The sequence below is a fragment of the Pseudomonas sp. GL-B-26 genome, from assembly GCF_019947405.1.
In the GTDB taxonomy this organism is placed as follows: Bacteria; Pseudomonadota; Gammaproteobacteria; order Pseudomonadales; family Pseudomonadaceae; genus Aquipseudomonas.
The window spans coordinates 92,402-114,966 of record NZ_JAGYGJ010000004.1 but is presented as its reverse complement, the minus strand read 5'-3'; the positions used below and the strand labels follow the sequence as shown (position 1 = coordinate 114,966).

Genomic DNA, 22,565 nt, shown 5'->3' with positions numbered 1-22,565 from the left:
TTGGTTGTGATGCAGGTGGGCGGTTATAGGCCGCAGTTTCGTCCGCATCCCAAAGCCCACTCAACGAATGGACAGAGGTGATGCCTTCGGCAGTGACCCGCTGCTGGCGTCGATCACTGGCCTATCTCAAATTGTTCTTCCAGCCGCGGGCCTTTCGGCTTGTTCTCCCGCTGGATAACTGTTCTTGGCGTTTTACGCTGCACGCCTGGGTCAGTTGCCAACCCTCTGAACCGTTGAGGCCGGTTCATCGCTGCCTTTGAATCTGGGCCGGTGGTGATCCGGCAAGGTGAAACGGTGGAGCTAAAGAACGGCGGACCTCTCGACCCTTCGCAGCTGGCCCCTGATTGGGTACCGGTTGCGATGGGGCAAAAGTAGCACTGCTACTAAATCAAGTAAATAGCACTGCTAATATATTTTCATGCGAGCACAAAAAAGCCCGCGCATGGCGGGCTCTTTGTATGGGGTCAAATCCTTTTGTCTGTCCAATCTGCGCTGCGTTCTGTGAGCGCTTCGTGAAAAGCATGTCGCAGATACGAAAAAGCCCGGCGCTGGGCCAGGCTTTAGCCATGTCAGAAAAACTGTTAATGGGCCTGTGCCACTCCACGTAGAACCGTAGCAGAAGCGGTTTGCGATCTAGCGCTGGCAATGTTCCCTAGCGACACCATGCCAACTAGGCGCTTGTCACGGTTGAGTACAGGCAAGCGGCGGAGCTGAATGTCGGCCATGTTTTTTGCCACATGTTCAACGTCCTCATCCTCAAAGCAGTAGCGGACGCCACCACTCATTATTTTGCTGATCGGGGTGTCCCCCGCGAGTCCTATGGCTACGCCTCTGATGGCGATGTCTCGGTCCGTGATCATACCAATCAGGCGTTCTTGCTCCTCGATCATAATGGCGCCGCTGTCGATCTTGGCCATGAGGCTGGCTGCTTCTTGGATTGTGTGGCTGGGTTTGGCTGTTTTAACGTCCTTCGTCATTACTTCCGAAATCTTCATGAAAAGACTCCTTTTAAGTGATGATTCAGTGGGCAAGGGGGGGCCATTTATTTCGACTGATAGAGGACGAAAGGAGTTCATACCGTTTCGCCCCCACTGGTCGACGCAAGACAAAGCGGTGCCCTATCGATAGCGGCTGGTGAGGACTGTTTTGATCGCTGCTCTGAAGAAGAGCTCATCGTCCGCTCCCTGCGTTGACGCATTAGCGGACTGGAGTGAAAGCCGATCACAAAAAAGAAGCCCGGCGCTAGGCCGGGCTCTTTATGCACGTGGCCAAATCCCTTTGGCTGACTGCAGTGTGCTTGGTCGGTGTGACGAAGGGATGAAAGGGCAGAAACAAGAAGCCCGGCGCTGGGCCGGGCATCTTTTTGATTCAATAGTTACGCACCTAAAAGAACCACTTGCTCTGCCCCAGCTGATGCCGATGTTACGGGGATATATCCGACGTTTACAGATCTTGCCTCGCCGGCAATTTCCTCATTCAAGAGCTGAATGTTTTGGCGCTGCCGAACCCCTAATGTCGGGTCATCTGATCGAGGAACTGCCGATATCAAAACTGCTTTATCAATTCCCGTAATTTCCCGGCAGCGCTGAAGTTCAAATATCCGTGCCCTTGCGTCTCTTAAGCTCGGACCCGGTCTGATGGGGGTCACCACATTGAAATGCAATGCGGCTCGCGGAGAAACGAATCCGAATCGCACCTTATCGCCGCCAGAAAAAAGAACTGCATGGCGCCCGAAATAATCTTCAAGATTTGGGTGATCTCTAACTACCAGATCCCGAATTTCCGTACTAAATCGTTTTGTCACTTCTTCAGAAAGAGGGATGTCCTGTTCTTGAGCGGAGTCGAATTTATCAAGGTTCGCCAAGCTTGAGTACAGTAGGGCCGCAGTGCGCAGAAGCTCTGCTCTTGATTGGGCCTCTGTAGTTCTTTCCTCGCCAGCGTATAGGCCTGATATTGAAACACCAAGCCTCTCAAGCGACGCGGCTGATTTGGCTGCTTCGCCAAAGAGCTTCAGTCCAAACTCGATCAAGTTTATGGCGCCGTTTGCGGCATCTTGGCCATAAAGCGCTGCGAGCACGTCGTCGCGGATAATTCTTACGGCTTCCCATTGGCCGTCATAGCAAAAAACTACGCCCGCCATTAGACGCTCCCCAGTCCCTGAAACAGGCTCCCAAAAAAGAGGCCTCCAAGGATGAAGTGCGACCGAACTCGATGACTTCGATAAGGTTTTCATGCGCGTGATAGTAGGTCATCGGCAGCTGGAAAGCGACTCAGCAACCGATTCCCCATCGACGCCAACCTTGCGGATAGTTCGGTGATAGGCTTCTCAAGATCTGCGACGGTGACTAAACAAGATGCGACCAATTGCGGTGCCTTTCTGTCCAGCATCATCCACGATGCTATTGCTGACTGGCTAAATGACTCTCCCACGGCTGAGGCATTGGCCATCAAGCACAATTTGTTCACATCTTGCATAAGCCCTTCTGCATTCCCTAGCGCATGGGCATGATCAATCCAGGCTTCTGTCACACCATCCCAGAGAACGTTTCCGAGATTGCGGTCCCTGTTATCGATAGCCTCATCTGCCGTTGCTGCAAGAGGTGCGGACGGAAGACTGCAAATCAAATTGCACGCCATACCCAAGGCTGCATCATATTCCGGTGAGCCGGGGTGAAGGGCGTCGATGCCTAAACGTTGAGATAGGTTGGGATAACCTGTATCGGCACTGGCGAAAGCTAACTCGCCTTCAAGATCGACGAGATAAGAAGAGGGTACAGTCAAACCCCACGCCCTCAGGAGCATGCCACAAAAAGCCTCGGCAATTATTTGCTCTCTGGGGCCTCTTTTCAGAATCGCAGCAACTAAGTTTCCGTCGACGCGAAGAGTGCATCGGTGCGCTCCTGTGACGCCTATACCTACAGGTCTCTCAGTACCCTTTACAATCTCAGCCCATTCGACTTTCACTGCTATCCCTCGCTAGTAGCTTTAATGGCTGGCTCAGCCTTACCCCGCACAATCCTTCCCGCTATCACCTCATCAGCATAAGCAGTCAGCCCGCCATCGCGATTCTCAGCGCTACCGCAGCCTCAAGCAGCTTATTTGCCTGGTTCGAGACAGCCATTGCCAGGACATCATTTCCAGCGTCTCTCAGCATTGCTGCCAAATCGAGCAGTTTCCCCACTTCGATCTCAACGACGCGAACGGATTCGGTTATCTGGTATTGAAGTGAGTGCGCCATGCCGTCATTCCTCGTTCCAGAACCAAGACGGTCTTCAATGAAGAACCCTGCGACTTTCGCCAATCCTGATTCGGTCCAGCGCCCGGTTTAGAGAGTCCAAGGCATCAAGGAGGGCTTTCGCCTCGGTCTCTCGACCATCTCCCCAAAGGCGTTCAGCCATTTTGTTCAGGGCTTGGATAGAGCGCTCAATTTCAGCTGCGGACGCCGCTGTTTTACTTTCCGGCTTTTTCTTCGGCATTCAGTAACCCTTCGGCAGGGCATCGCTCTGTCAATTGTTAGCGCGAGTACATCGCCCGCTAGATCACGCGGCCAAAGATCGCGGACTGCACGATTTTACCCCTCACAATCCTTCCCGACTTCACGCTTTCCAGGTCCCGTTAGCGTCTACGGTTCATGGTAGAGAAAAACGCTCTTTTCCTTCGATTCATTTGCAGCGCTCAGCGCTCTTGCAGCCAAGGCAATAGTTTCACGGTATTGAAAGTGATATCGAGGAGGCAGGACTAATACGCTGGTCCACCATGGTTCGCCATCTATTGGCAGAGGCAGATCATGGCAAAAAAGCTGGTTCTCGTCAGCCCTCGGACCCAATGCAATTCTGAGCTCGCGCGTAAGGTCCGATGCTCCTGGGCGAGTGTAGTGGTTAGCCAGCACCACGCCGTAAGCTTTCAGTGCTGCAAGAATTTCACCAAGGTTTGACTCGTCATTCAGTACGGCTACTACCGGCATATCGCTCTCCTTGCAATGCTGATCAAAATTCCTCAACTCCACAAACCGACAGTTCTCGTCGACGAGCTGAGTCTATCTGGAGTACATCGCCCACCAGAACACGTGTCCAAGAATCGCGATCTGCTGCTCCTGGATCTCCCGGAAGGTGTAGTCCTCGTCCGGGTGCTCATCACGATTGAAGCTGCGCAGACGAATGCCAGTGGGCAGGCGGTAGACCTGCTTCACGCGGAGCTGGCCGTTGTGGTTGATCGCGTACATGTCGCCGTCGACGATATCGCCAAGCGAGTTCTTTCCGACGTTCACGCCTACCGTGGCGCCGTCGCGCAGCACTGGCAGCATGCTGTTGCCGCTCACCACCACGCATTTCGCGTTGCTGAACTGCACATTGTTGTGACGCAGGTCTTTTTTGAAGAAGCGAAGCCGGGATTTGTCACTTTCCTCAATCACGAAACGGCCTGATCCGGCCGACAGTTCGACTTCGCGCAAGAAGGGGACGTAGACCTCGTCGTCATCTAGGGGCGTGTCGTCGTCCCAAGGCTTAATATCCGACATCTGGTCGCTTGGCCGGAGCATTGAGTGCATTATTTCGTGTCCTAAGGACCACATTAATCGTGGACTTACCTCCTTTACATCGAAGTCCAAGGCTTTGGCCAGCTTTAGGAGGGCCTCTACGTTCAGCGGTACCTTTCCTGTTGCGTACTGGCTGAACGCACTTTGTCCAGACCATCCGCATGCCTCGGCTACATCGGCTTGCGTGAGGTTGCGTCCGGCCGCTTTAGCAGCAGCCTTTCGCTGTTCATAAATAGCCTTAAGCCTAGTGCTCTCGGCCACCTCTTCGGAGGTTAGGGGGCGACGTGTTTTCATGTCGAAAGAATATTAGCAGAACTGATATTTCTGCAAATAGCACAGCTAGTAATTTGTTGCTGATAAAAAGCAGCGCTGCTACTATCCATGGCGTATAACAAGCCGTGGAAATTCCATGAAAAAGATTCCTTTGAGCAAATATCTAGAAGAGTACGGCACCCAAGCCGCGCTTGCTGCTGCTCTCGGCGTGAACCAGAGCGCTATTTCGCAAATGGTCCGGTCCGGTAGAAGCATCGAAATCACCATTTTTAGTGACGGCCATCTTGAGGCGAACGAGATTCGTCCGATTCCTGCGCGTCCGAAGCGATCTGCCGCCTGAAGAAATAAGCGCTGCCGATCCACTGAATAAATTTTCGCCCACCCGCTGGCAGGGCGCCACGGAAACAAATTTGAGGTTTTACGAATGGAAGATTTCCTGCGGGCCTGCCAGAGCGCTGTTCTGGACAACGAGGCAAAAGCACTGGCGGCAAAGATGGGCGTTCCGCATGTAGGTCTTCTTCAGCGCGCAAACCCGGATAACGATGCTCACCACCTGACCGTGGAGCATCTGTTCGGGATCTTGCTGCACACCGGCGACATGCGCCCGCTGCTGACCCTGGCCAATGAGTTTGGTTTCGGCCTGGTCGCTAAGACCGCACCCAAGCCTCAAGCGCTGACCAAGTCGCTGATCAACGTCGGCAAGGAAGTGGCGGATCTGACTATCGCAGTTCACCAGGCACTCGACGATGACCGCGTCAACACCATCGAGAAAACCCTGATCCGCCAAGAAATAAACCATGTTCGGCAGAGCCTGGACGTGATGGATGCATCAGTGAAGGCAGCCTGATGTTTTCGCATGCGGAATGTTTTGGTCCGTAAGAGCCGAGAAATATTCAGCGGGTTTTCCGGATTTGGAGCACTGCCTGCCCACTATTTAGGAGTAGCTGAAGGAAACCCCAGGCACAAAAAAGCCGACGGTCGAGGTCGGCTAATTCATTAACACTTTGTGAGGCCGATTATGCAGAGCCAACCCAATTCAAGCAATACTTCTTCCAATGTCGCGACACGTTTTGTTAATTCCGAAAACGTGTCGCGTACCACGATGTCTTCCCGCGAAATTGCAAATGTCACGGGCAAGCGTCACCCAGATGTGAAGCGTGACATCCAGTCCATGGCAACAGAGCTTGGAGAAGATGTGAGCGCTTTTGCTCATATCTATCGGGACAGCATGAACCGCGAGCAGACTGAGTATTTGCTTGATCGCGAGCACACTGACTGCCTGCTCACTGGCTACAGCGCACCGATGCGGATGAAGGTGATACGCCGCTGGCGCGAGCTTGAACAGCAGCAGGGCGCCCGTGAGCAAGTCCTGCTCAGCGGAACCAAAGTCGTCGGTGAGCTGGCGATTCTTGAGTGCTTCACACGTCTCCTGAAGCCGGCGCCATCCAGTCAAATGCTGATGCTGGCCAAGATCGCCGCGAACAACGGTCTCGACGCCAAGTTCCTCCCTGGCTACGCCATCGACGCTGCGCCGGACGCTACCGGCGGCAGTTCCATGCCGACCAAGGCCGTCACCGCACTGATCAAAGACTTCGACCTGCGCACGTCGGCGCCAGCCTTTAACAAGCTGCTGGAAGCTCACGGATTCCTCAAGGAGATGCAGCGCCGTAACTCCAAGCAGGAATACGTCGGCTTCTGGTCGGTGACTGAGAAAGGCCTGGCCTACGGCAAAAACCTCACCAGCCCCCAATCCCCCCGCGAGACGCAGCCACACTGGTACGTCGATCGTTTCCTCCAACTGGCCAAACTGGTCGGGAAGGCCTGACATGCAATACACCGTCACGATCAATCAGGTGAAAGCGCTGGAGTGGGGGCTGAATTCTCAGCAAGCCCTGCTGTTCGCCTTCGTCTACGAGAGCCCGAGCTGGGCCAATCCAATCAAGACGGATACCGGAATTTACTTCGCGCTGAGCAAGAGCAAGATCGTTGACGAACTGCCGCTGCTCACAGATAAACCGGACACCGCTTACCGCCTACTGAAAGCCCTGCGTGATGCCGGTCTGATCGAGCTGTCGAGCACTTCCAGCATCACGCTGATCCGCCTGACCGAGAAGGCCAAAGAGTGGAATCGTAAACTGGATGGGTCGGAAAAATATCCGACCTCTGATGCTATTGAGGGTCGGAAAAAAATCCGATCTACCTCGGATAAATCTCCGAGCAAGGTCGGAAAAAAATCCGGGCAAGGGTCGGAAAAATCTCCGACAAATCAGGGTACCAATAATCAAGGTACCAATCAGGTAACCAGTAATCAGGATTTGCAGGACAGCTCGGACAAGCCGAGCCGCTCCGGCGGTCTGGTGCTGGTCGTGGATCGCACCGAGGCGCCACGGGTAGAAATCCCTGCCGACATGCCGGGCCCTAAAGACCAGACCTGCAAGACGTTCAAGACTTGGGCCAACTACGCCATGTCCTACCGCAAGCGGTACAAGGCATGGCCGGTCTGGAACGCCAAGGTGGGAGGGCAGGTTGGTTTGCTGATCGGCCGCCTCGGTATCGACGTCGCCCACAGCGTTGCCGCGTACTACGTCGGGATCAGCGATGCCCAACTGATCCGCAAGTGCCACAGCGTCAGCGAGCTGCTGGCTAACGCCGAGAGCTACCACACGCAGTGGGTCACCCAGACGCAAATCAACGGCCGCACTGCCCGCCAACTGGAAGATACCCAGGCCAACATCAACGCCGCGCAGGAAGCTGCCCGAAACATCCGTGAGGGAGGGTCGCGCAATGCTTTCCTCTGATGATCGCGCACAACTGGCCGGCGCCATTTGCGCTACCGCCGAAACCCTGGGCCAGACCATCAGCGCCACTGCTGCCGAACTGATGGCCGAAGACTTGGCTGTATTTGCCCCGGCCGATATCCGCAAGGCGCTGCAGTCCTGCCGCCGGGAACTGACCGGCAAGCTGACCCTGGCCGCAGTCCTGCAACGCATTCAGGCCGAAGATGGCCGCCCGGGCAAGGACGAAGCATGGGCTATCGCCATGACCACGAACGACGAGTTCGAAACCGTGGTGCTGACCGATGAAATCCAGCTCGCCTTGGCGGCGGCGAAGCCCGTCCTCGATGCCGGCGACAAGATCGGCGCCCGCATGGCGTTCATCAGCGCTTACGAGCGATTTGTCGTCCAGGCCCGAGACGACGTGAAACCGGTGAACTGGCATGTGTCCGTAGGGTTTGACGCGAACCGGCGCACCGCGGCGATCACCAAGGCCGTGCAGATGCAGCGCATTCCCCAGGAGCGCGGGCAGCTTTATCTGGCCGACTTGAGTGTGGTGCCGGTCACTGAAGATGGTCGCGCCCTGGCTGGTTTGATCACCGGTGAAGTGACCCGACCGACGCCAGCAGTTCGCGAAAAAATCATGGGTGTGAAGGATTCGATGATGGAGATGCGAGCGGCTACCGCCGCAAGGAAGGACGAAATGCGGATGGAGGCTGCCAATGAGTTGGCAAATCGCCGGGCCCTGCTGCTGAAGCAGGTCGATGAACTGGTGTCGGGGAGGGCGTCCAATGGCTGAGCTCGCATTGATCCGCACCGCCCAGGGGTTGGTGCCGGCCACCGAAGCTGATCGTGAAACCGTCCAGAAGTGGAAGGCAGGCCAGATCATTCACGGCAAGTTCACCCGCATGCGCAACGGTAAGTTCCACGGCAAGTTCTTCTCGATGCTCGACCTAGCGTGGGAGTACTGGGAGCCGGTCGGTGGGTTGATCCCGCGCCAAGAGATGCGTGGCATTCAGGGGCTGGCCAAGTTCTTCGAAGCGCAGAGCGGGAAACCGGGGCAACTGTCGCACGCGGTCGCCGCTTACATCACCGGCCTTGAGTCGGCTCGCGCTGAGCGTTTCCCGGCAGTAGACAAGAGCCGCGAAGCTTTCCGTGAGTGGGTGACGATCGAGGCCGGCCATTTCCACCTGGTGCACACACCCGAGGGGATCCGCAAAGAGGCCAAGTCGATCAGTTGGGCAAACATGGACGATACCGCTTTCGAGCCGCTTTACCGCGACGTGTTCAACGCCTGCTGGCGGTTGGTGCTGTCTGCACACTTTGAGAATGAAGCTGACGCGCTTTCTGCGGCTGATCAGTTGGGGAGTTACGCATGAAGCGGACAGAATTGAAGCGCACCACGCCGTTGAAGTCTGGAGTCATCCAGGCTCGCGAACGCCGCAAGAAGCGCTGCAAAGTGTGCAAGGCCATGTTCACCCCGGCTCGCGACTTCCAGGCCGTGTGCGGGGAGATCGCTTGCGCCATTGCCCACGCACCGGCGAATCAGGTGCGAGCGCGCAAAGCTTTGGCTGATGTCGAGCGCCGCGAGATCAAGGTCCGCAAGGAGAAGCTGAAGAGCCGGGCCGAGCATCTCAAGGACACGCAGATCGCGTTCAACGCGTGGGTGCGTGAGCGGGATGCCCAACTGCCTTGCATCAGTTGCGGCCGGCACCACCAGGGCAAGTACGACGCTGGGCATTACCGGACGGTGGGGAGCAATCCGGCGCTGCGCTTCGAGCCTCTGAACTGCCACCGGCAATGCTCGCCCTGCAATACGCACAAGTCGGGCGACATCGTGAACTACCGCATCGAGCTGGTGAAGCGCATCGGCGCCGACAAGGTGGATTGGCTGGAGGGGCCGCATGAGCCCAAGCGCTACACCATCGAAGAACTGAAAACCATCAAGGCCGAGTATCGGGCGAAGACCAGGGAATTTAAGGGGGCAGCAGCATGACCTATCGCAACGTGGTATCCGCAGTCGTTCGGGCGCTCGCCGCCGAAACGATCACCTCTGCCGGCGGCTGCGACTTCGAGCCAAAGGTGCAATGCGCCAAGCAAAAGGGCGAGATCGTCGGCAAGGAGGCAGCATTCCTCACTGACTGCTGGGTGTTCGGTCGTCTGCACAAATCCCTGTCGGCAGCTCACTGGCGCGTGCTGGTAGCGAAGTTCTCGACGCACACTGACCGCAAACATGCCGCCATTGCCGAACTGACCAAGGTGATGCGCTCACCGGCGCCCGAGCGATTCCTGCATTGCGCGGTCGTCACTTGGGCACTGCCGAAGCTGCCGGGCGTAGATGGCAAACGCTCGACCAATGTGCTGCCTGCCGGGTGGTACGAGATGGACAACTGGGCTGACGAGCCTCATCCGATCAAGACGCAAGAGCGGTGGCGTCGGGACATTCGCAAGGGCCTGGAGAGGGAAGTGGACGAGGCTTTGATTGAGGCTCAACACATTCTCGACGATGAAGGCCTATTAGTGGCAAATGCGGCTTGACGGTGATTGAGCCAATGAGCCAATATGTACCCATCCTGTCATTCCTACGCGTTTAGGAGTGATGCAAAGAGCCCAGCCATTTGAGTTGGGCTTTTTTGTGGCTGCGTTTCATGTCCGGCGATGGCTCATTGCTATATATTGCTACCATCATTTACGGAGGGAACCATGAAAAAAGCCGCCATTGCTATTCTCCTGAGCACTGTCATCGCTTCAGGTTGCACGATTCGTGTTGCGGATATGACCGTCGCGAGCACCAAAAATTTCAACTTGAACTCATCGAAGTTCATCAAAGGTTCGCGCGTCACTGGTGAAGACTATGTGCCAGTTATCCTTTTCCCGATAGGTCTTCCGAATCTCAAAACGGCAATGGATGAAGCTATCCAGCAGGACAAATGTGCGGTCGGCCTCACGGACGTCGTGATGACATCGCTAAATCGTTCATTTCTGTTTGGTGCGATCGGCTACCGTGTCGAAGGCGACCTAGTTATTGATACCGCACGTCCTGGTTGCGTAAATCGCGCGTAAGACGTAACGAAATGTCGAGACCTCGCCAAGTGCGGGGTTTTTTATGGCCTAAAGAAAACCACTGCAGCCAGGGCAGCCCTCGGGAAGGCCTGGACACTGCTAGCCGGTAAGTGCAGTGACACGAGAAAACACCGGCAGCCCGCGCACCCTGGCCGAACATGCTCCAGGGTGGCGCGAGACTGGACTGCGAGATCGATGCAAAGGGGCGTCGACGTACAGAAGGTCTTTGGCGGACAGCGTGGAAAGACACGCGCACCTATTCAGGGTCTCAGCATTGAGTGGGGCCTTTCGCGCCAGTCAAAATCTACAAAGATCGGTGCCAAGTAACTTCGGTGATGCCGCTTAATCTCACGAAATCTCGCATTGCTCTGATTGTTCCGCCGCATGGCGGACCTGAACCAAGATTGCTGCCAGAGTGAAGTAAGGAGAGGTAGCAAGCATCCGCCTCTGTCATGGTTGTCGAGGGGTAGGCGAACACGACGCGGTAGCCGTTGAAGCTGTAGCAGATAATAAAACTCGAGAGCTTCACGGCGGACCTCATGGCCACTGGCTATCACCTGTTGAGCCTAGTATGGGTGCGAGCAAATTGCTCTTGCCTCCGGTCTGAATGATTCAAAACTCTTTATATGAGCCTCGCCATCGTGCGGGGCTTTTTTCTTTTTCGGCTCCACCACACCCATCGCTCTGAGCTGGGAGTGCTGCTGGAGCCGGATCTACTTCGCTCCCCGAGAGGGAGGAATCCGAGATGCCGAACATGCCCGACAAACCAGACACCTGGCTGCTTGTACTCGCCTGGCTGAGTCAGCATGCCCCGATGTTCTACGCCGCGGCGTTGTCGTGCTGGATCGCCTTCCTGCGTGTTATCTACGGCGGTGGAGGACGGCGGCAAGCGCTGCTGGAATCCTGTCTGTGCGGCGCGATCACAGCCGGGGCATTCCCGCTGCTTGAATACTTCAGTCTCCCCTCAAGTCTGGCAGCAGCCGTCGGCGCCGTCATTGGCACCCTTGGGGTGAAGAAGGTGGCCGCCCTGGCTGACCGATTCACTGACTTCAAATTGCCCAAGCGGCAGGAGTGACCCATGCAACTGATCGACAACTGGAAACAAGCGCTGAGCATGACCAGCGTGCAGGCGGGCGGCGCCATTGCTGCGCTGGGTATCGCTGAACAGCTGATGCCGCAACTTCAGGCCGTGCTGCCTCCGATGGCCTATGGCGTGCTGGGCTTGCTGGTGATGGTTGCCCGGGTGGTGCTCCAGCCGAAGCTGAGAAAGTAGGTCGCGACACGTTTTGCGAGTTGGTAAGTTATGTCACGACAGAGGCCGAGAGTAGTGGTGCCGCTTCGCTAAAAAGGTCTAGGATTTGGGCTGTTCTGCTCTTTTTTTTCCGTAACAGTATCCAATGGCAGCTCCGGCCAGCAGCACAACAGCAACGAATATTACTAACGCCACTCCACCATCAGATGATGGGGTCAGGCTAGCTCGCTCGGTCTGGTTCGTCCGCGATTCATCATCCGATATGGGAGGAAGCCCATATTTGGCTCTAGATGCGTTCATCAGGCGCTGTGTGCCTTCGTGCGAGCCGTCATAAGCATCCCTCCAGCCATGCTCTGACCGGTAGTGGTGCGCATGCATGTGTTCGCCTTTGGCGTCGTATGGGTATTTTCTCGACATTACGTTCGCCTCATTTGATAGATGCAGTATTTATTGAGATTTCCAATCACTATTTCAACCCCTGCTAGGAAATAACTCAGGTACGTCTAAGACGCACTTTAGCCATGCGCTTAGTCGAATATATGCTAGTGGGGGCGCTGGATGGCATAGAAGGGTAGGTGTGCCGCAGGTGAGTGCAGCACAGCTTTGATCCGGAGCCTCATGGCATGAACAGATTTTCGGACTTATCAAGCTCCAAGGCGTGACATCAGGTGTTAAAACGGCAATCTAGTTTCTAGGATTGTGACGAGTTTCTGTTTGGCATTTTTATAGGTTTTCTCAAAAACTCCTTCTGCTGGATTTCCTGCAATAGTGGCAGGCCCAACCAAAAACTTACGGATTGTTGTATTGATTTCTCCGTCGATTCCACCATCGCCATTTTCGTACCAGAGGCGAGGGTTCCGATTGCCCTCGACAACCACTTCAAAGATCAATGCAATCATATCGCCTGGATTTTCTCTAGCGAATGCGCCATCGGGGCTTAATTCGAAACTCTCGGGGGACTTAAAAACTGCGGGGCCACCAGCTGAAGACTTGAACAGATTTGCTACATGGGCGCCGACCTTACGCAACATGGAGCAGACCTGACTCTGCTCGCATGGAACGCCGTTGTATTGCTGAATGCCGTCTTTCTGGTAGACGGTCATTGCGTGTGAGAGAACATCCATTCCACTAATCCTTGCTAACGATGTGAGTTTTCTAGTTTTGATTAATTCGCACGGGTTTGTTGTGCCGCAGGTGAGTGCGGCACGGGTGGATCACTTCACTTTCAGTGCTTCTTGGATTTTGTCTGCATAGCTCGACAGGTTATCAAGCTCTCTTGAGAGGCTGATTCCTTCTGCGATTGTGGCTTTACTGGCAATAAGCTCCAAGGCCACTGCCACTGCATGCCCGCGCCGCCGTTCTGCGGAGTAGTCGCTATCTGCGGCGTCTTTGGTCGATTGGTGAATTGATTCGGACATTTTTACTTCCCTGCGTTGAGTTGATCCTCACCAATACCGGCAACACGCCACTATTTCAATCCCACCTTTGGATCTACCTGAGACAATTTATGACTATCAAGCAACCAGACTGGGAGGCAATCGAACGCGCCTACCGGGCGGGATTGCTTTCTATCAGAGAGATCGCATCGACTCAGGGCATTACGCACGGCGCCATCAACAAGCGCGCCAAGCGGGATGGATGGGAGCGAAACCTCAAGGCAAAGATCCAGGCCAAGGCTGATGCTCTGGTATCCAAGCGAACGGTATCCACTGCGGTATCCAGCAAACAGGCGGATACCGAAAGAGAGATCATCGAGGTGAACGCTGAGGTCATTGCGAACATCCGCATGGCTCACCGCGGCGACATCTCGCGCGGCCGGCGCCTCACGAACAAGCTGCTGGATGAACTCGAAGGGCTGACCGACAACCGCCACCTGTTTGAAGAGTTGGGCGAGCTGATGCGCTCCGAAGACGACAACGGGCAGGACAAGCGCAACGACCTGTACCAGAAGATCATTGATCTGCCTGGCCGCTCCAAGACGATGAAGGAAATGGCCGAGACGCTGAAGACCCTGATCTCTCTGGAGCGCCAAGCCTACGACCTCGACACCAAATCTGGCGGCAACGACGCCGACGAGCTATCGAAACTGATGGACGATCTATCGAAGGAAGCCTGACATGAAGCCCGAGCACTTGAAGCTGCTCCGGGACAAGCGTTGGCGCCTGAACAATCTCTACTTCATCACGGACAAGCAGGGCAAGAAGGTCCGCTTCCGGATGACGGACGAGCAGATCGAATACTTCGACGGGATGCACACCCGGAACATCATCCTGAAGGCTCGGCAGCTCGGCTTCACCACTGAGTGCTGCATCATCCAACTGGACGCGGCGCTGTTCGAGTCGGCCAAGTGTGCGTTGATCGCTCACACCCTGAACGATGCAAAGCGCCTGTTCCGCGAGAAGGTGAAGTACGCCTACGACAACCTGCCGGCGGAGATCCGCGCAGCCAACCCGGCAAGTAATGATGCTGCTGGTGAGCTGGTGTTCAGCAAGGGCGGCTCGCTCTACGTCAGCACCTCATTCCGGGGCGGCACGCTGCGCTACCTGCATGTGTCCGAGTTCGGGAAGATCTGCGCCAAGTTTCCGCATAAGGCCCGCGAGATTGTCACCGGCGCCTTTGAGGCTGTGGCCACCGACTGCTTCGTCACGATTGAATCCACGGCTGAGGGCCGGGCGGGCTACTTCTTCGATTACTCGCAGAGTGCTGAACGCCAACAACTGGCCGGCGTGCCCTTGGGGCTGCTGGACTGGAAATTCTTCTTTTTCAGTTGGTGGAAGAACAAGGCCTACTCGCTTGACCCCACTGACGTGGTCATCCCACAGCGCCTGACCGATTACTTCAACGAGCTGCACGCCAAGCACGGGATCGTCACGAACGACGGTCAGCGCGCCTGGTACGCGGCCAAGGAGAAGACGCTCGGCGACGATATGAAGCGGGAATATCCGTCTATCCCTGTCGAAGCCTTCCAGCAGTCGGTCGAGGGCGCCTATTACGCGCAGCAACTGACCAAGCTTTACGCCCAGCAGCGTATTGGCGCGATACCGAACAACAGCCATCTGCCGGTGATGACCTTCTGGGACATCGGCGTCGGCGACTCCACGGCCATCTGGTTCGTGCGACAGGTCGGCACCGAATACCACGTCATCGATTACTACGAGAACTCCGGCGAAGGTTTGCGGCATTACATGAAGGTGCTCAAGGATAAGGGTTACACCTATTCCGAGCACTGGGGGCCGCACGACATCGACAATCGGGAGTTCGGCAGTGATGCCAAGACCCGGCGTGAACTGGCCCAAGAGGGCTATGAGATCGACGGGCAGAAGTACCAAATGACTTTCCAGGTGGTCCCGAAGATCGGCATCAACGACGGCATCGAGGCGGTGCGGGAGATCCTTCCGCTCTGTGCGTTCGATGAGTCGAAGTGTGAAGAGGGCATCAACTGCATCGAGAACTACCGCAAGGAATGGGACGACAAGCGCGGCTGCTGGAAAGACAGGCCGCTTCATGACTGGACCTCTCACGGCTCCGACGGATTCCGGTACTTCGCTGTAGCGAAGAGCGCGAGGAAGCCGGCCACGAAAATCAAAATGGGATTTGCACGCTGATGAGCGACGTCACTTTCACTCGCCCCGAGTACGTCGCGGCGAAAAACCGCTGGCGCTTGGTGCGCGACGTCTGCAAAGGCTCGGAAACCATCAAGGCTGCTGGCGACCATTACCTGCCACGACCGAACGCTTCTGATGAGAGTGCAGACAACAAAGCTCGCTACGACGCGTACAAGAAACGCGCGGTGTTCTACAACGCGACGGGCAGGACGAAGCACAGCTTGGTGGGAGCGGTGTTCCGCACCTGGCCGACGCTGACTGTCCCTGGCGCGCTCGACTACGTATCGAAGGACATCGACGGGCAGGGCGTGAGCGTCTACCAGCAGTCGCAATCGGTCATCGGGCATTTGCTCGAGGTTGGTCGTCACGGACTGCTGGTGGATTACGCGGCTGTCGTGGCCGGCTCGGTGAGCAAGGCAGACGAACAAGCCGGTCGGGCCCGGGCGAACATCGCCAGCTATCCGGCCGAGGCGATCATCAACTGGAAGACTCGCCAAGTCGGCGGCCAGCATCTGCTGAGCCTTGTCGTGCTTCGCGAGACGGTCGACGTCGACACTGACGATGGTTTCGGTAGCGAGCAGGTCGTTCAATTCCGAGTGCTGCGCCTAGACGCATCCGGCGTCTACACCCAGGAGGTGTGGGAAGAGGGATCGAGCCAAACGGCAATGATCATCGCTCCCTTCACCCCGCTGAATGGCCTCGGCCAACCGTGGCGCGTGATCCCGTTCCAGTTTCTGGGCAGCGAGAACAACGACACCAGCATCGACGATTCACCGCTGTACGACATGGCCGAAATCAACATCGGTCATTACCGCAACAGCGCTGACTACGAAGAGGCGGCCTACCTGGTGGGTCAGCCTCAGCCTTGGATGTCCGGTCTCAGCGACCAATGGCGTGACCACCTAGAAGAACAAGGCATCTTCCTCGGATCGCGCGCACCGTGGCTGCTTCCACAAGGCGGCGCCTGCGGGATGATGCAAGCCGAACCGAATGCACTCGCCAAAGAGGCCATGGACAGCAAGAAAGAGGACATGGTGTCGCTCGGCGCCCGACTGATCGAGCGAGGCAGTGCGGTGAAGACTGCGACCCAGGCCGACAATGACAGCGCCGCCGAACACAGTGTTCTGTCCTTGGTGGTCAGCAACGTCAGCGAGGCCTACAACCAGTGTCTGGTCTGGATGGCTGAGTTCGTGAACGCCACTGGCGAAACGCTCTACAAGCTCAATCAGGATTTCAGCCAGATCACCCTGGACGCGACGATCCTCACCGGTCTGTTCAATGCAGTTCAAGGCGGCAAGTTGCCGTCGTCTGATTTCTGGCAGTACCTGCGTGATCGCGGGGTTATCGATCCCGAGAAGACCGACGACCAGATCCGCGACGAACTGGAAACAGAGAATCCGGTGATCGACCTGGATGACGACGAGGTAATCCCGAATGGCGGCAAACCAAGCGATCCTTGATGCCACGATTCGGCACGCCGTTTTCCTCGAGCAACTGAAGTCGGGGGAGGTCGCGAAGTTCGGGCCTTTCCTCAAGGAGATCGATCGTTCGATCCGTGAGCGACTGACCCGGACCGATCTGACGGATTACACCGTAGCCCGGCTGGAGCGGCTACTGAGCGAAGTCGACAGCCTGCTGCTGGGCATCTTCAACCGCTACAACGACAAGCTGAACCTCGACCTGGTGGACATCGCCAACTACGAGGCCGAGTTCGAGGCGACCAGCCTGACCCGAGCGGCACCGGTTGGCGTCTCGTTCGATGCTGCGGTGCCTGGCGCTGCTGCCATCAGGGCGGCCATCCTCACCAGCCCGCTCAGCGTGCGCGGTGCGGACGGCGGCAAGCTGCTCAAGTCGTTCATCGATGGCTTCACCGCTACCGAGCGACACCGCCTCACTGGCGCAATTCGGCAGGGCTTCTTCGAAGGCCAGACCAACTTCCAGATCATCAAGAACATTCGCGGGACCAAGGCGCTCCAATACAACGACGGGATCCTGGCCACGACCAACCGGAACGCCGGCGCTGTGGTGCGAACCGCAGTGCAACACGTTGCCACTCAAGCGCGCATGGAGACGCTGAAAGAGAACTCCGACGTCGTTCAGGCGGTGGAGTGGGTCAGCACCCTGGATACGAAGACGACCAGTCAGTGCCGGTCGCTCGACAAGCAACGCTTCAAGCTGACTGAAGGGCCGAGGCCGCCTATCCACCTTAACTGCCGCTCTACGGTGGTGGCGGTGACTCGCTTTAGCGCTCTGTTCGCCAAGGACGCGACACGGGCATCCATCGGCGACAGCGGCGCGCAGCAGGTGAGGGCGGACCTCAGCTATTACGACTGGCTCAAGCAGCAGCCGGCGGCGTTTCAGGACAAGGCCATCGGCCCGGTCCGCGCAAAGCTTTTCCGCGAAGGTGGCCTGAGCATCGAACGATTCTCCGAGTTGCAGCTTGATCGCAACTTTTCACCTATGACCCTTGTGCAGATGAAGGCTTTAGAGCCTCTGGCGTTTCAGCGTGCGGGCCTCAATTAGTCGATGTAGGCGGTGACAGCGAGCGAACGCGCGAAGGGGTGTGCTCGGAAAGAAAAGGGTAGCGGCCGAAACTTGAAAAGTTGAAATGCAGCCTTCATCTTGAGTTGTGCCATCTAACAAAAGGAAAGGCACGCATGAAATCTGGCGAAAAACAAATCCCATTGGAGAATCTGCGTAAGTTCACGCATGTTGCAACGATGGATGGAACTCAAGGATGGAATAGTGAGCAGCTGGAAGCCCTTTATCAGGCGCTTTCGGAAAGCGAACAAACCACATTTATCGGCTGCCTCGCAGAGGCGTTTGGACTGGATCATCCCAAAACATTCGCAATCGGGGATTTGGTCAGAATCATCGCGCTGCCGCCTTCGCGCACTATGGACGACAAAAGCGAAGAGATCAGGACGTTCGCTACCTATTATGGCTATGCCGCAGTGGTTACTGGGCGTGGTTTGTTTGGGGGAGAAATTTATTTCATTGGCCATGGCGCCCTTGCACTTGCGAGCGCTACGGAGACCTTTTCTAAGTTGAGTTCTTTGCGCTAAAACGCATCAACTATTTCGAGCCCTGGCAGCCGCCGGGGCTTTTTTATGCCAACGATTTATACGGGCCTCGTCAATGACGGGGCTTTTTCATATCTGCGGGCAGGGCCTGCGAATCGTCTCTGGGAGACAAAAAATGGGCTTGAAGTATCTGCTGGACACTCTGGATGGCGTCGATGACTCCGTTAAAACGCTCTACGTCGAGAAGGACGGCAAGTTTGTTCTCGGTATTGAAGGCCTGCCACAACCCGAAGATGTTTCGGGGCTGAAGTCGAAGGTTGAAGAGCTGCTCGGCGAGAAGAAAGCTGCCGAGAAAGCCCGCAAGGATGCCGAGGATCAAGCTCGACTGGAGCGCGAAGAGGCTGCCCGCAAATCGGGCAACGTCGAAGAGCTCGAAAAGTCCTGGACTGAAAAATTCAACCGCCGGGAAGCCGAACTGAACGGCATGCTGGAACAAGAACGTGGAACGCTGAGCACTCAGATCCGGGATCTGACTGTCGGCCGTACCGCTACTGATATCGCGTCTGCCCTGGCAATCCCGGGTAGCGCCAAAGCCCTGTTGCCGCACATCGAACGCCGTCTGAGCGTCGAGCAGCGCGACGGGAAGCCTGTTGTGGTCGTTCTCGACCAGCAGGGCAAGCTCTCGGCGGCAACGCTGGACGAGCTGAAAGCAGAATTCGCAAACGACACGGCCTTCGCGCCGTTGATCGCGGGTAGCAAGGCATCTGGCGGCGGGGCCGGCGGTGCTGGAGGTGGCGGCGGGGCCGCGAAAGGAAACATCGGCGGTACCAAAGCGGAGCGCACGGCGGCAATCGCGTCCCGGTTCTCTGATCTCCCCCTAAATTAAGGATTTGACCCATGTCCCTGTCTCAAATGCAGGTTTTCAACGATTACATCATGCCGGCGACGCTCGAGACGCTGGATCAAATGCTGGAGGCGTTCAACGCAGCCAGCAACGGCGCGATTGTGCTGTCGCCGAACGGCTTCACCGGTGACTTCCTGCAAGAGTCGTTCTTCCAGAACCTCGGCGCAGCTCAGCGTCGCGTGAACCGCTATGGCGCCAACGCTGCGGTAACGCCGGTCGACCTTACCGAGCTGCAAGACACCACCGTGAAGGTCGCAGGCGGTTTTGGTCCGATTCGCTACGAGCCGTCGCAGATGACCTGGCTGCAGCGTCCGACTGCTCAAGGTGTCGAAGTTGCGAGTCGGGCATTCGCCGAGGTGCTGCTGAAAGACCAGCTCAACACCGCGATCGCTGCACTGGTGGCAGCCATCACTGCGCAAGCAGCTGCGGTGAACGATGTGTCGGCCACTCTTGGTATCTCCCAGTCCGGCCTGAACAGCGCGCATGCAAAGTTCGGCGATGCCAGCCAGAACCTGGTTGCTCAAGTCATGCAGGGCACCACCTGGCACAAGCTGGTCGGCCAAGGCCTCGCCAACCCGAACAACCTGTTCCAGGCCGGCAACGTTCGCGTAGTCGACATCCTCGGCAAGACCTCGATCGTCACCGATGCGCCGGCGCTCGCTCAAGCCGGTACGCCGAACAAGGAAATCATCCTGGGTCTGGCAGCTGGTGCCGCGCTTGTGCACGACAACCGAGACATCATCTCGAACGTGCAGACCAACAACGGTAACGAGCGCATCACCACGACCATCCAGGTGGATTACACCTTTGGCCTCGGCATCAAGGGTTACACCTGGGATGTCGCGAACGGCGGCAAGTCTCCATCGAGCGCCGCGCTCGCCACCGGCACCAACTGGGACAAAACCGCAGCCAGCATCAAGGACACCGCCGGTGTTGCATTGATCGGCGACGCCTCCAAGTAACCATCTGATGACTGTGCCGGGGAATAACGCCCTGGCACAGCGGAGTGACAGTGATGACTGATAACATCTGGTATCTACCGGGCCCGTTTCACCGCTACGAAGATGACGTGAAGGCAATCGCCAAAAAGGAAGGCCTGATCATCATCGATGCCAATGTCACGGAAGACCGTGGCGGCGAAGTCGAGAAGCCGCCGAAGGCTACGCTGAAGGCTGAGTACCGCACTGCACCTGCGAAGGCGGGCGCCGACCTGAACAAACCCAAGGACTGACCCATGCTCATCATCGAGGACGGCACCGGCAAGCCAGACGCCGAAAGCTACGCGAGCGCTGCGGACCTGGTCATGTACGCCGGCAAGTTTGGCGTGACCATCCCTGCGGACGAGCCAGCGCAAGAAGCACTGCTTCGTCGGTCCGCCTTGGCGATGGATGGCATGACGTGGAAGGGGCGCAAGACAGACAGCGATCAGGCCTTGGCTTGGCCGCGTCGAGGGGTTGAACTGGACTGCCAGATCAAGTCTGACAACTACCTTCCTGCGAGAATCCAGTACGGCCAGATGGCCTTGGCCGCCGAGATTCATCAGGACGATATCGACCCCGTAGAGAAGCGCAAAGGGGCAATCACCCTGGAGCGTGTCGAAGGCGCGGTAACTCGCGAATACGCGACGATTTCCAACACCAGCGGCCGACTGTTACCGGCGGCGCCTGATCGGCCGAGCGCCACGCAGTTTGCCGACTACCTACAGAAACGCGGGCTGTTTGCCGTTCGCGCATAGCTGAAACGGAGCCTCCATGGCCTTCTACGACGAAATGGCCGTGATGGCTCTGGAGATGATCACAGAGTTCGGCCAGCCCGTGATCATCCGGGCAATCACCGTCGGCGAGTACGATCCGGACGCCGGTAGCGCACCGCCTGACATCATCATCGAGCAGGCTGCCCAAGGCATCTTGCTCGACTTCACCGGCCAAGAATTCCAGAACAACAGCCTCATCAAGCAGGGCGACAAGAAGCTCAAGATCGCCGCGCAGGGGCTGGCATGGGTGCCTGACCTGCTGAACAAGGTGATCGTCCAAGGACGCACCTGGTCAATCGTCCCGCCGCTGAAAGAGATCAACCCGGCCGGCACGCCGATTCTGTACGAGCTGCAGGTGCGATCGTGAGCCGCGCAGGTTCCGGCCAGTCTGGAAGCTTCGCGCTGAGCCTCGCCGAGTTCGCGGCTCAAGCCACGGAGGCCATCGACGCCAGCCTGCGCGAGATCATCATCGAGGTCGGCAGCAGCGTCATCCGGATGTCACCGGTGGGCAACCCTGAGATCTGGGCGCAGAACGCTGTGGCCCGTCAGTACAACAAGGCCGTGGACGATCACAACAGTGACCTGCGCAGTGATCCAACCAATCTGACAAAGGCGGGACGACTTAAGGCCGGCCGCAAGCTGAACGACGGCATGGATATCGTTGCGCCGGAAGGCTACGTCGGTGGGCGGTTCCGGGCTAACTGGCACCTCTCAATTAATGTCGTCGAGAACGTCACGTTTGACGAGGTTGACCCTAGCGGGCAAGAGACTATCGCCGCTCTGGTTTCCGCGGTCAGCGACTTCACTGCCGGCCAGACTGCGTACCTCATCAACAATCTGCCGTACGCGATTCCTTTGGAATACGGGCACTCGCAACAGGCTCCAGGCGGAATGGTGAGAATCACCGTGGCCCGCTTCCAGCAGATCGTCGATGAAGCCATCAGGAACAATCAGGTATGAGCCATAACCTCATCGCTTCGATCTACGAAGCCAAGCTGATCAACTGGGCGAAAACGTTGCCGGTACCGCTGAAGGTCGTTGTCGAGAACGAGGCCTACAAACCAGTCGACGGCGAGACCTACCTGAAGGCCTTCACTCTGCCAGCGGACACCGCCAGCAACACGCTCGGCGGTGACCACAAGCTGTACACCGGCGTGTTTCAGGTCAGCATCGTGACGCCATCGGGTAAGTACCGCGGTGCAGCCGGCGCGCTGGCCGACCAGATCGCCGTGCTGTTCCCGCTGTACGAGCAGAACACCAAGGGAGCGCTGACCGTCGTGACGATGACGCCGGTTGATCCAGGCCCCGGCATTCCAGACGACACCACATATACAGTGCCGGTTTCGTTTTTGTACCGAGCCGACACCAACTGAGTTAGCCCGTT

32 protein-coding genes are annotated in these 22,565 nt (G+C 57.0%); 23 read left to right on the top strand and 9 right to left on the bottom strand.

From position 1 onward, the window contains the following. Positions 1 to 581: 581 nt before the first annotated feature. From KGB23_RS04180 to KGB23_RS04150, 7 genes are all read right to left on the bottom strand, one after another. Complete coding sequence (locus KGB23_RS04180) at positions 582 to 995, bottom strand: CBS domain-containing protein (protein ID WP_223430007.1); 414 nt, start codon at positions 993 to 995, stop codon at positions 582 to 584. Between the two features lie 380 nt (positions 996 to 1,375). Beyond that, complete coding sequence (locus tag KGB23_RS04175; protein ID WP_223430006.1) at positions 1,376 to 2,140, bottom strand: hypothetical protein; 765 nt, start codon at positions 2,138 to 2,140, stop codon at positions 1,376 to 1,378. Positions 2,141 to 2,229: 89 nt separating this feature from the next. After that, a complete protein-coding gene (locus KGB23_RS04170; RefSeq protein ID WP_223430005.1) occupies positions 2,230 to 2,781 on the bottom strand; it encodes a hypothetical protein in 552 nt (183 codons plus the stop codon). Between the two features lie 268 nt (positions 2,782 to 3,049). Next, positions 3,050 to 3,238, bottom strand: a complete 189-nt coding sequence (locus KGB23_RS04165) for a hypothetical protein (protein ID WP_223430004.1) — start codon at positions 3,236 to 3,238, stop codon at positions 3,050 to 3,052. A gap of 34 nt (positions 3,239 to 3,272) precedes the next feature. Continuing rightward, positions 3,273 to 3,476, bottom strand: a complete 204-nt coding sequence (locus KGB23_RS04160; protein WP_223430003.1) for a hypothetical protein — start codon at positions 3,474 to 3,476, stop codon at positions 3,273 to 3,275. Between the two features lie 146 nt (positions 3,477 to 3,622). After that, a complete protein-coding gene (locus KGB23_RS04155; RefSeq protein ID WP_223430002.1) occupies positions 3,623 to 3,964 on the bottom strand; it encodes a hypothetical protein in 342 nt (113 codons plus the stop codon). A 72-nt stretch (positions 3,965 to 4,036) separates the two neighbouring features. Continuing rightward, positions 4,037 to 4,828 carry a S24 family peptidase gene (locus KGB23_RS04150; protein WP_223430001.1) on the bottom strand — a complete coding sequence of 264 codons (792 nt, stop codon included), beginning with the start codon at positions 4,826 to 4,828 and terminating at the stop codon, positions 4,037 to 4,039. A 115-nt stretch (positions 4,829 to 4,943) separates the two neighbouring features. On the opposite strand from KGB23_RS04150, the gene KGB23_RS04145 reads away from it, so the two are divergent. The 11 genes from KGB23_RS04145 (at position 4,944) to KGB23_RS04095 (ending at position 11,917) form a co-directional block, all read left to right on the top strand. After that, on the top strand, positions 4,944 to 5,147 hold the full coding sequence (locus KGB23_RS04145; RefSeq protein ID WP_223430000.1) for a Cro/CI family transcriptional regulator: 204 nt from the start codon (positions 4,944 to 4,946) through the stop codon (positions 5,145 to 5,147). Between the two features lie 84 nt (positions 5,148 to 5,231). Further along, on the top strand, positions 5,232 to 5,654 hold the full coding sequence (locus KGB23_RS04140) for a phage regulatory CII family protein (protein ID WP_223429999.1): 423 nt from the start codon (positions 5,232 to 5,234) through the stop codon (positions 5,652 to 5,654). A gap of 171 nt (positions 5,655 to 5,825) precedes the next feature. Beyond that, a complete protein-coding gene (locus tag KGB23_RS04135) occupies positions 5,826 to 6,632 on the top strand; it encodes a Rha family transcriptional regulator (RefSeq protein WP_223429998.1) in 807 nt (268 codons plus the stop codon). Position 6,633: 1 nt separating this feature from the next. Next, a complete protein-coding gene (locus KGB23_RS04130; protein ID WP_223429997.1) occupies positions 6,634 to 7,605 on the top strand; it encodes a phage replication protein in 972 nt (323 codons plus the stop codon). Beyond that, entirely contained in the window at positions 7,592 to 8,380 is a 789-nt protein-coding gene (locus KGB23_RS04125; protein ID WP_223429995.1) for a hypothetical protein, read from the top strand. Before KGB23_RS04130 ends, KGB23_RS04125 begins: the two co-directional genes overlap by 14 nt. After that, entirely contained in the window at positions 8,373 to 8,960 is a 588-nt protein-coding gene (locus KGB23_RS04120; RefSeq protein ID WP_129444647.1) for a DUF1367 family protein, read from the top strand. The genes KGB23_RS04125 and KGB23_RS04120 overlap by 8 nt, the downstream gene beginning before the upstream one ends. Next, entirely contained in the window at positions 8,957 to 9,577 is a 621-nt protein-coding gene (locus tag KGB23_RS04115; protein WP_223429993.1) for a recombination protein NinG, read from the top strand. The genes KGB23_RS04120 and KGB23_RS04115 overlap by 4 nt, the downstream gene beginning before the upstream one ends. Next, positions 9,574 to 10,119 (top strand): hypothetical protein, encoded by a 546-nt coding sequence (locus KGB23_RS04110; RefSeq protein WP_223429991.1) that lies wholly within the window; start codon positions 9,574 to 9,576, stop codon positions 10,117 to 10,119. Before KGB23_RS04115 ends, KGB23_RS04110 begins: the two co-directional genes overlap by 4 nt. 165 nt (positions 10,120 to 10,284) lie before the next feature. Beyond that, on the top strand, positions 10,285 to 10,644 hold the full coding sequence (locus tag KGB23_RS04105; protein WP_223429990.1) for a hypothetical protein: 360 nt from the start codon (positions 10,285 to 10,287) through the stop codon (positions 10,642 to 10,644). A 745-nt stretch (positions 10,645 to 11,389) separates the two neighbouring features. Next, entirely contained in the window at positions 11,390 to 11,719 is a 330-nt protein-coding gene (locus KGB23_RS04100) for a phage holin, lambda family (RefSeq protein WP_223429988.1), read from the top strand. Between the two features lie 3 nt (positions 11,720 to 11,722). Next, positions 11,723 to 11,917 (top strand): hypothetical protein, encoded by a 195-nt coding sequence (locus KGB23_RS04095; protein ID WP_223429987.1) that lies wholly within the window; start codon positions 11,723 to 11,725, stop codon positions 11,915 to 11,917. 650 nt (positions 11,918 to 12,567) lie between these two features. Here the strand turns inward: KGB23_RS04095 and KGB23_RS04090 are convergent. Then, a complete protein-coding gene (locus KGB23_RS04090) occupies positions 12,568 to 13,020 on the bottom strand; it encodes a hypothetical protein (protein ID WP_223429986.1) in 453 nt (150 codons plus the stop codon). A gap of 90 nt (positions 13,021 to 13,110) precedes the next feature. Then, complete coding sequence (locus KGB23_RS04085; RefSeq protein ID WP_223429984.1) at positions 13,111 to 13,314, bottom strand: hypothetical protein; 204 nt, start codon at positions 13,312 to 13,314, stop codon at positions 13,111 to 13,113. An 89-nt stretch (positions 13,315 to 13,403) separates the two neighbouring features. Between KGB23_RS04085 and KGB23_RS04080 the strand changes: the two genes are divergently transcribed. From KGB23_RS04080 to KGB23_RS04025, 12 genes are all read left to right on the top strand, one after another. Then, entirely contained in the window at positions 13,404 to 14,012 is a 609-nt protein-coding gene (locus KGB23_RS04080; protein ID WP_223429983.1) for a hypothetical protein, read from the top strand. A 1-nt stretch (position 14,013) separates the two neighbouring features. Then, positions 14,014 to 15,501, top strand: a complete 1,488-nt coding sequence (locus KGB23_RS04075; protein WP_223429982.1) for a terminase — start codon at positions 14,014 to 14,016, stop codon at positions 15,499 to 15,501. Then, positions 15,501 to 16,961 carry a DUF4055 domain-containing protein gene (locus tag KGB23_RS04070; protein ID WP_223429981.1) on the top strand — a complete coding sequence of 487 codons (1,461 nt, stop codon included), beginning with the start codon at positions 15,501 to 15,503 and terminating at the stop codon, positions 16,959 to 16,961. Before KGB23_RS04075 ends, KGB23_RS04070 begins: the two co-directional genes overlap by 1 nt. After that, a complete protein-coding gene (locus KGB23_RS04065) occupies positions 16,936 to 18,024 on the top strand; it encodes a minor capsid protein (RefSeq protein WP_223429980.1) in 1,089 nt (362 codons plus the stop codon). The genes KGB23_RS04070 and KGB23_RS04065 overlap by 26 nt, the downstream gene beginning before the upstream one ends. 134 nt (positions 18,025 to 18,158) lie before the next feature. After that, positions 18,159 to 18,566, top strand: a complete 408-nt coding sequence (locus tag KGB23_RS04060; RefSeq protein WP_223429979.1) for a hypothetical protein — start codon at positions 18,159 to 18,161, stop codon at positions 18,564 to 18,566. A gap of 133 nt (positions 18,567 to 18,699) precedes the next feature. Next, positions 18,700 to 19,410 (top strand): hypothetical protein, encoded by a 711-nt coding sequence (locus tag KGB23_RS04055; protein WP_223429978.1) that lies wholly within the window; start codon positions 18,700 to 18,702, stop codon positions 19,408 to 19,410. A gap of 11 nt (positions 19,411 to 19,421) precedes the next feature. Next, positions 19,422 to 20,390 carry a major capsid protein gene (locus KGB23_RS04050; protein WP_046048554.1) on the top strand — a complete coding sequence of 323 codons (969 nt, stop codon included), beginning with the start codon at positions 19,422 to 19,424 and terminating at the stop codon, positions 20,388 to 20,390. A 53-nt stretch (positions 20,391 to 20,443) separates the two neighbouring features. After that, complete coding sequence (locus KGB23_RS04045; RefSeq protein ID WP_033061760.1) at positions 20,444 to 20,659, top strand: hypothetical protein; 216 nt, start codon at positions 20,444 to 20,446, stop codon at positions 20,657 to 20,659. 3 nt (positions 20,660 to 20,662) lie between these two features. Further along, the gene (locus tag KGB23_RS04040; RefSeq protein WP_223429977.1) at positions 20,663 to 21,163 is read left to right on the top strand and encodes a DnaT-like ssDNA-binding protein; all 501 of its coding nucleotides are present in this window, start codon (positions 20,663 to 20,665) and stop codon (positions 21,161 to 21,163) included. 16 nt (positions 21,164 to 21,179) lie between these two features. After that, positions 21,180 to 21,548 (top strand): hypothetical protein, encoded by a 369-nt coding sequence (locus KGB23_RS04035; protein WP_223429975.1) that lies wholly within the window; start codon positions 21,180 to 21,182, stop codon positions 21,546 to 21,548. Beyond that, positions 21,545 to 22,141: a hypothetical protein gene (locus KGB23_RS04030; protein WP_223429973.1), complete on the top strand. Its 597-nt coding sequence runs from the start codon at positions 21,545 to 21,547 to the stop codon at positions 22,139 to 22,141. The genes KGB23_RS04035 and KGB23_RS04030 overlap by 4 nt, the downstream gene beginning before the upstream one ends. Beyond that, complete coding sequence (locus KGB23_RS04025; protein ID WP_223429972.1) at positions 22,138 to 22,554, top strand: phage tail terminator-like protein; 417 nt, start codon at positions 22,138 to 22,140, stop codon at positions 22,552 to 22,554. Before KGB23_RS04030 ends, KGB23_RS04025 begins: the two co-directional genes overlap by 4 nt. Positions 22,555 to 22,565 lie beyond the last annotated feature (11 nt).

Coding starts and splice junctions, on each gene's coding strand:
- KGB23_RS04180 (WP_223430007.1), bottom strand. CDS start 995: ATGAAGATTTCGGAAGTAATGACGAAGGACGTTAAAACAGCCAAACCC.
- KGB23_RS04175 (WP_223430006.1), bottom strand. CDS start 2,140: ATGGCGGGCGTAGTTTTTTGCTATGACGGCCAATGGGAAGCCGTAAGA.
- KGB23_RS04165 (WP_223430004.1), bottom strand. CDS start 3,238: ATGGCGCACTCACTTCAATACCAGATAACCGAATCCGTTCGCGTCGTT.
- KGB23_RS04160 (WP_223430003.1), bottom strand. CDS start 3,476: ATGCCGAAGAAAAAGCCGGAAAGTAAAACAGCGGCGTCCGCAGCTGAA.
- KGB23_RS04155 (WP_223430002.1), bottom strand. CDS start 3,964: ATGCCGGTAGTAGCCGTACTGAATGACGAGTCAAACCTTGGTGAAATT.
- KGB23_RS04150 (WP_223430001.1), bottom strand. CDS start 4,828: ATGAAAACACGTCGCCCCCTAACCTCCGAAGAGGTGGCCGAGAGCACT.
- KGB23_RS04145 (WP_223430000.1), top strand. CDS start 4,944: ATGAAAAAGATTCCTTTGAGCAAATATCTAGAAGAGTACGGCACCCAA.
- KGB23_RS04140 (WP_223429999.1), top strand. CDS start 5,232: ATGGAAGATTTCCTGCGGGCCTGCCAGAGCGCTGTTCTGGACAACGAG.
- KGB23_RS04135 (WP_223429998.1), top strand. CDS start 5,826: ATGCAGAGCCAACCCAATTCAAGCAATACTTCTTCCAATGTCGCGACA.
- KGB23_RS04130 (WP_223429997.1), top strand. CDS start 6,634: ATGCAATACACCGTCACGATCAATCAGGTGAAAGCGCTGGAGTGGGGG.
- KGB23_RS04125 (WP_223429995.1), top strand. CDS start 7,592: ATGCTTTCCTCTGATGATCGCGCACAACTGGCCGGCGCCATTTGCGCT.
- KGB23_RS04120 (WP_129444647.1), top strand. CDS start 8,373: ATGGCTGAGCTCGCATTGATCCGCACCGCCCAGGGGTTGGTGCCGGCC.
- KGB23_RS04115 (WP_223429993.1), top strand. CDS start 8,957: ATGAAGCGGACAGAATTGAAGCGCACCACGCCGTTGAAGTCTGGAGTC.
- KGB23_RS04110 (WP_223429991.1), top strand. CDS start 9,574: ATGACCTATCGCAACGTGGTATCCGCAGTCGTTCGGGCGCTCGCCGCC.
- KGB23_RS04105 (WP_223429990.1), top strand. CDS start 10,285: ATGAAAAAAGCCGCCATTGCTATTCTCCTGAGCACTGTCATCGCTTCA.
- KGB23_RS04100 (WP_223429988.1), top strand. CDS start 11,390: ATGCCGAACATGCCCGACAAACCAGACACCTGGCTGCTTGTACTCGCC.
- KGB23_RS04095 (WP_223429987.1), top strand. CDS start 11,723: ATGCAACTGATCGACAACTGGAAACAAGCGCTGAGCATGACCAGCGTG.
- KGB23_RS04090 (WP_223429986.1), bottom strand. CDS start 13,020: ATGGATGTTCTCTCACACGCAATGACCGTCTACCAGAAAGACGGCATT.
- KGB23_RS04085 (WP_223429984.1), bottom strand. CDS start 13,314: ATGTCCGAATCAATTCACCAATCGACCAAAGACGCCGCAGATAGCGAC.
- KGB23_RS04080 (WP_223429983.1), top strand. CDS start 13,404: ATGACTATCAAGCAACCAGACTGGGAGGCAATCGAACGCGCCTACCGG.
- KGB23_RS04075 (WP_223429982.1), top strand. CDS start 14,014: ATGAAGCCCGAGCACTTGAAGCTGCTCCGGGACAAGCGTTGGCGCCTG.
- KGB23_RS04070 (WP_223429981.1), top strand. CDS start 15,501: ATGAGCGACGTCACTTTCACTCGCCCCGAGTACGTCGCGGCGAAAAAC.
- KGB23_RS04065 (WP_223429980.1), top strand. CDS start 16,936: ATGGCGGCAAACCAAGCGATCCTTGATGCCACGATTCGGCACGCCGTT.
- KGB23_RS04060 (WP_223429979.1), top strand. CDS start 18,159: ATGAAATCTGGCGAAAAACAAATCCCATTGGAGAATCTGCGTAAGTTC.
- KGB23_RS04055 (WP_223429978.1), top strand. CDS start 18,700: ATGGGCTTGAAGTATCTGCTGGACACTCTGGATGGCGTCGATGACTCC.
- KGB23_RS04050 (WP_046048554.1), top strand. CDS start 19,422: ATGTCCCTGTCTCAAATGCAGGTTTTCAACGATTACATCATGCCGGCG.
- KGB23_RS04045 (WP_033061760.1), top strand. CDS start 20,444: ATGACTGATAACATCTGGTATCTACCGGGCCCGTTTCACCGCTACGAA.
- KGB23_RS04040 (WP_223429977.1), top strand. CDS start 20,663: ATGCTCATCATCGAGGACGGCACCGGCAAGCCAGACGCCGAAAGCTAC.
- KGB23_RS04035 (WP_223429975.1), top strand. CDS start 21,180: ATGGCCTTCTACGACGAAATGGCCGTGATGGCTCTGGAGATGATCACA.
- KGB23_RS04025 (WP_223429972.1), top strand. CDS start 22,138: ATGAGCCATAACCTCATCGCTTCGATCTACGAAGCCAAGCTGATCAAC.